This window comes from Methanobrevibacter sp., assembly GCF_045577275.1.
Lineage (GTDB): Archaea > Methanobacteriota > Methanobacteria > Methanobacteriales > Methanobacteriaceae > Methanobrevibacter.
In genome coordinates, this window is record NZ_JAZNIB010000063.1 from 1 (window position 1) to 4,187 (window position 4,187).

General features: G+C 31.5%; 4 protein-coding genes and 1 pseudogene. 1 reads left to right on the forward strand and 4 read right to left on the reverse strand.

The features are described from left to right. From ACKI67_RS01965 to ACKI67_RS01980, 4 genes are all read right to left on the reverse strand, one after another. Positions 1 to 1,430 (reverse strand): sodium-dependent transporter (locus ACKI67_RS01965; RefSeq protein WP_407461716.1); only part of this gene is annotated, 1,430 nt, incomplete at its 3' end. 293 nt (positions 1,431 to 1,723) lie between these two features. Continuing rightward, positions 1,724 to 2,440 (reverse strand): radical SAM protein, encoded by a 717-nt coding sequence (locus ACKI67_RS01970; protein WP_407461717.1) that lies wholly within the window; start codon positions 2,438 to 2,440, stop codon positions 1,724 to 1,726. Next, complete coding sequence (locus tag ACKI67_RS01975; protein WP_407461718.1) at positions 2,409 to 2,855, reverse strand: hypothetical protein; 447 nt, start codon at positions 2,853 to 2,855, stop codon at positions 2,409 to 2,411. The genes ACKI67_RS01970 and ACKI67_RS01975 overlap by 32 nt, the downstream gene beginning before the upstream one ends. Positions 2,856 to 2,964: 109 nt before the next feature. Continuing rightward, positions 2,965 to 3,399 (reverse strand): hypothetical protein, encoded by a 435-nt coding sequence (locus ACKI67_RS01980; protein WP_407461719.1) that lies wholly within the window; start codon positions 3,397 to 3,399, stop codon positions 2,965 to 2,967. Positions 3,400 to 3,896: 497 nt separating this feature from the next. Between ACKI67_RS01980 and ACKI67_RS01985 the strand changes: the two are divergent. Beyond that, positions 3,897 to 4,187: pseudogene (locus ACKI67_RS01985) on the forward strand (Fic family protein); the annotation flags it as partial.

Sequence of the window (4,187 nt, forward strand, 5' to 3'; positions counted from 1 at the left end):
GTGAACACATAACTTAAGATAATTATACCCACTCCAATAACAATGAATACAGCTTTTTCAAATACGCTGGAATTTATGGTTATATTATACACTCCGCTGACCCACATGATTAAGAGCAATATAGGCAAGATGTATTTAAGAATAATCACCCACCATTTTCCTACCTTTACCTTATTGTTTTCATTGAGAACAGGAATCAATCCTTCAATATCATAGAACCATGTGAATATTATGCTCTGCAGTAGAATAAGGAAGAGTATGCAGAACTCTGTTATGAATCCGTCTACAATGCCAATCAGATAGCTGCTTATTCCTGTTGTAAAGAGCAGTGAAAATGCACATCCTATTATTGACAAGACTGTAACTGTTTTTCTCCTTGTCCAGTTCATCTTCACGCTTGTTGAGTTTATCATCGGTTCGAAGACAGCTACTGCTGAAGTTATTCCTGCAAAAAGGATTGCAATGAATAATAATGGCGCTATCAGATGTCCAATCGGTCCCATTATATTGAATATTCTTGGGAAAACCACAAATACAAGTCCTGTTCCCTCACTTACAAGTTCGACCATTGGTGTGCCTGAAGTGAATGACATGTATCCAAGTATTGAGAATATTCCGAATGCTGTACAGACTTCAAATGCACAGTTTGCAAAGACTACAAGGAGCACATTGTCTGTAAGCTTTGATCCTTCCGGAAGATAGCTTGCATATGTAAGTGAAATTGACTCTCCCATACTCAAAGAGAAGATGATCTGTGAAAAGGCTGCAAGCCAGATGTTTACGTTCCATAGCATGCTCCAGTCAGGATTCAAGAGTGCAGTTATTCCAATCCATGCTCCTGGAAGTGTGAGTGCATATATTATTATGAATGCCATCAATAGAAATAGCAGTGGAATGAGTATCTTTGATGCCTTTCCTATTCCTTCGTTGAGGTCCTTGTGTGAAATGTACCATACGCTGAACCATACCAATACCATGGATATTGTTGTCGGTATCAGCAATCTTGTCATGTCAGAGAGGTTTGAGCTTCCTCCAACCACATTTGTGAAATATAATGCTGCATCGCTTCCCCAATTGAAGCTAAAGCTTGATCCAAGATATACCAAATCCCAGGCCACAATAACCAGATAGTATATTACAACAAAATAGATGATCAGTATCAATGCCCAAGACATGTACTCCAGCTTTGGATGGATGCTCTTTACGATGTTTGAATAGGAGTCCTTATGCTTGTATCCCATTCCGTATTCAAGTATGAGAAATGGAATTCCCATTAGGAATATTGCAACAAGATATGGAATGAAGAATGTTCCTCCACCGTTGGTGTAGACTACATAACTGTATCTCCAGATGTTTCCTAGTCCTACTGCAGCTCCTATCATTGAGAGAAGAAATGCAAGTCTTGAGTTCCATTGATTATTATTGTTCATAATAATAATTATATTAATGGTTTATTTAATCTTTTATCATTGGTTCTAGATAATTAAAAATAGTAAATTAAAAAATAAGTTTAATGGCAAGATCTATAAGGCAAAGACAAATAGGAAGGGAATAGCTAACCTTATCCTTAAGAAAAAGATATTAAGAAGCTGAATATGGTAAAACCTATAGGGTTTATATTTCCTATCTTAAGGATACTATTAAGAAGAGAATTAAGGTGAGGGCTTAAATATAGTTTTTTAAAATTAGCTTAGAGAATTTTTCTCTAAGTTTTTCTCTTTTTCTAATCATCTTCTTTTAGTTTTTCTAAAAATTTCTCTCTATTTTCAATAGCTTTTTTTGAAATTTTTTTATATTTTTCCACTTCATCTATGTAATCAACCAGTTCCATGTTTTCAAATCCCATACTTCTGAGTTTTAAATCAGTTTCCACGAATTCAAATCTCTTATGCAATCCTTTAATTTTTGGAACTCTAATTTTAATTTTATCTCCATCAACATGATCTTTCAGATAAGTTAAATTGTTTAAAAACAAGTCATAATCTCCTCCGGTGTATAATTCATATCTGGTTTTGTTCATGTCTTTGCAATCTACGTAAAAATAGTCGATAAGGTCTATTACATCTTTTAATGATTCCAAATCAGTTGATAGAGATGTTTCTAGATAGAATTTCCATTTGGTTGATTTGTATTTTTTTATAAACTCTTTAATGAATTCGTGTTGCAGTAGAGGTTCTCCACCTCCAAATGATACTCCTCCACCAGTTGATAGAAAATAAATATTGTCCCTTTTCAGCTCTTCATATAATTCATCTACTGTTATGGATTTTGGTTGGAGTGTTCCATCCCATGTGTTAGGATTAAGGCAATAAGCACATCTTAAAGGACATCCTGCAGAAATTACAAGTGAAGTAATTCCATCCCCATCTGTATATGTTCTAAGCCGGGATATTGATAGAATATTGATTTTAGGAGTCATCAAAATCCTCCTCCACCTCATCTACATCATAGAAAAATTTTCGAACGATGTTTTGTCCAAATCTATGAGAGTAATCATTTGGACCCCATCCGAAATGTTCAAAAAGTTCGCTATCCTCTTCCAAAATAACTTCCACTTCTTCAAAAGGTTTTGAAGGACCAAAATCTCCAAAGGGTACAAACAAGTCTCCACATGTTAATTCAGTTGGTTCCATCTCTTCTAAGGGTAATATTCCTTCCAGTTCTATTTTTTCACCATTTGCTTGTTTTTTATTCAGTTCATTTTCCAGATATTCAAGCTCGCTTTCACATTTAGGACATGTTCCTGAGCAGTCTCCTTCGAATGTGCATTCTTCAACGTTTAATTCTATGTTGTTTTTGAGAGCTATTTTTTGTCTGATTCCGTTTAAGAGTTCACATTTGTCTCTTCCATTCATAATTATCCCTTTTTAATGAAATTGTTTATTTTTTCGTTCTTAAATCAGTGTTTCAACCATTTAAACTAATTAGAAGTATGGTTTTGTGATAAAATTTTTTATAGAGATTTTAGGATTCCTCTGCATCGTCTTGAAGCTCATATATTATTGTTTTTTCTTCACCATCATCGTCATCTTCATCAGCTGATGGTTCAAAATCACATGTTTTTATATCTTCATAGTCATAGAAATGTTTAGCGATAAGATAATCAAAAAAAGATTCTGGATTAGGAGATCCAAAAGTATAAAAAAGAGTATCGTTTTCAATTTCAGTAGGTTCTGTCTCAGTTAAGGTGAATATTCCTTCCAATTCTATCTTTTCACCTTTGTATTGTTTTTTCTTCAGTTCCATTTCCAGATATTCAAGTTCCCTTTCGCATTTAGGACAGGTTCCTGTACAGTCGCCTTCGTATGTGCACTCTTCAATGTTAAATTCTATGTTGTTTTTGAGAGCTATTTTTTGTCTGATCTCATTTAAGAGTTCGCACTTGTCTCTTCCATTCATAATTTACCCCCTTATAATTAAGAATTTAAAAAAGTATTGAAATTAAAATAAGCAATAAACCTTTTCACCCCTTCTTATAATAATATTTGTTTTTTTAAAATTATAAATCTTTTTATTATTATTTTTTCATAAATAGTTATGGATATAAAACTCTTATTTTGTTTATAAATAGTTTTATATAGTTTATTTTAAATTTAAACAATAATTTATTCTTATTTTTTAAAAATATTTATATAGAATCATTTATATAATCAATATTATGAATAATTAAATAATTTTTTTGGAAACTGGCATGTTTGAAAATGAAAACCTTTTCTATAACAGTGGGAGCCAAAAACCTTAATCATCAACCAGTAGGAATTTTTTATTTTTAATTAAATACTTTTAATAATAAAAATAAGTAATATAAAAAATTTTAAAAAATTAATCATCAACCGAAAAATATCTTAATCATCAATCCCATATATTATAGTAATTAATAAAAATAAGTTGATACTATGTTTGAACCTCAATTTACATATACAGATAAAATTGTAAATTATATTGCAAAAATAGCTTCAGCTAAAGAAGTTATCAGCAATGCAAAAATAATCCCCTTATATGATACTAAATTAAAACAGGATGCCCTTATTAGATCTTCACATTACTCCACATCAATTGAAGGAAATCCTTTAAACTTAGAGGAAGTAAAAACATTAATTAATAGTAAGCAAAAACCAACTACAAAAGCAGAACAGGAAGTATTAAATTATTTTAATGTACTAAATCATTTAAATAGATATTCAGAT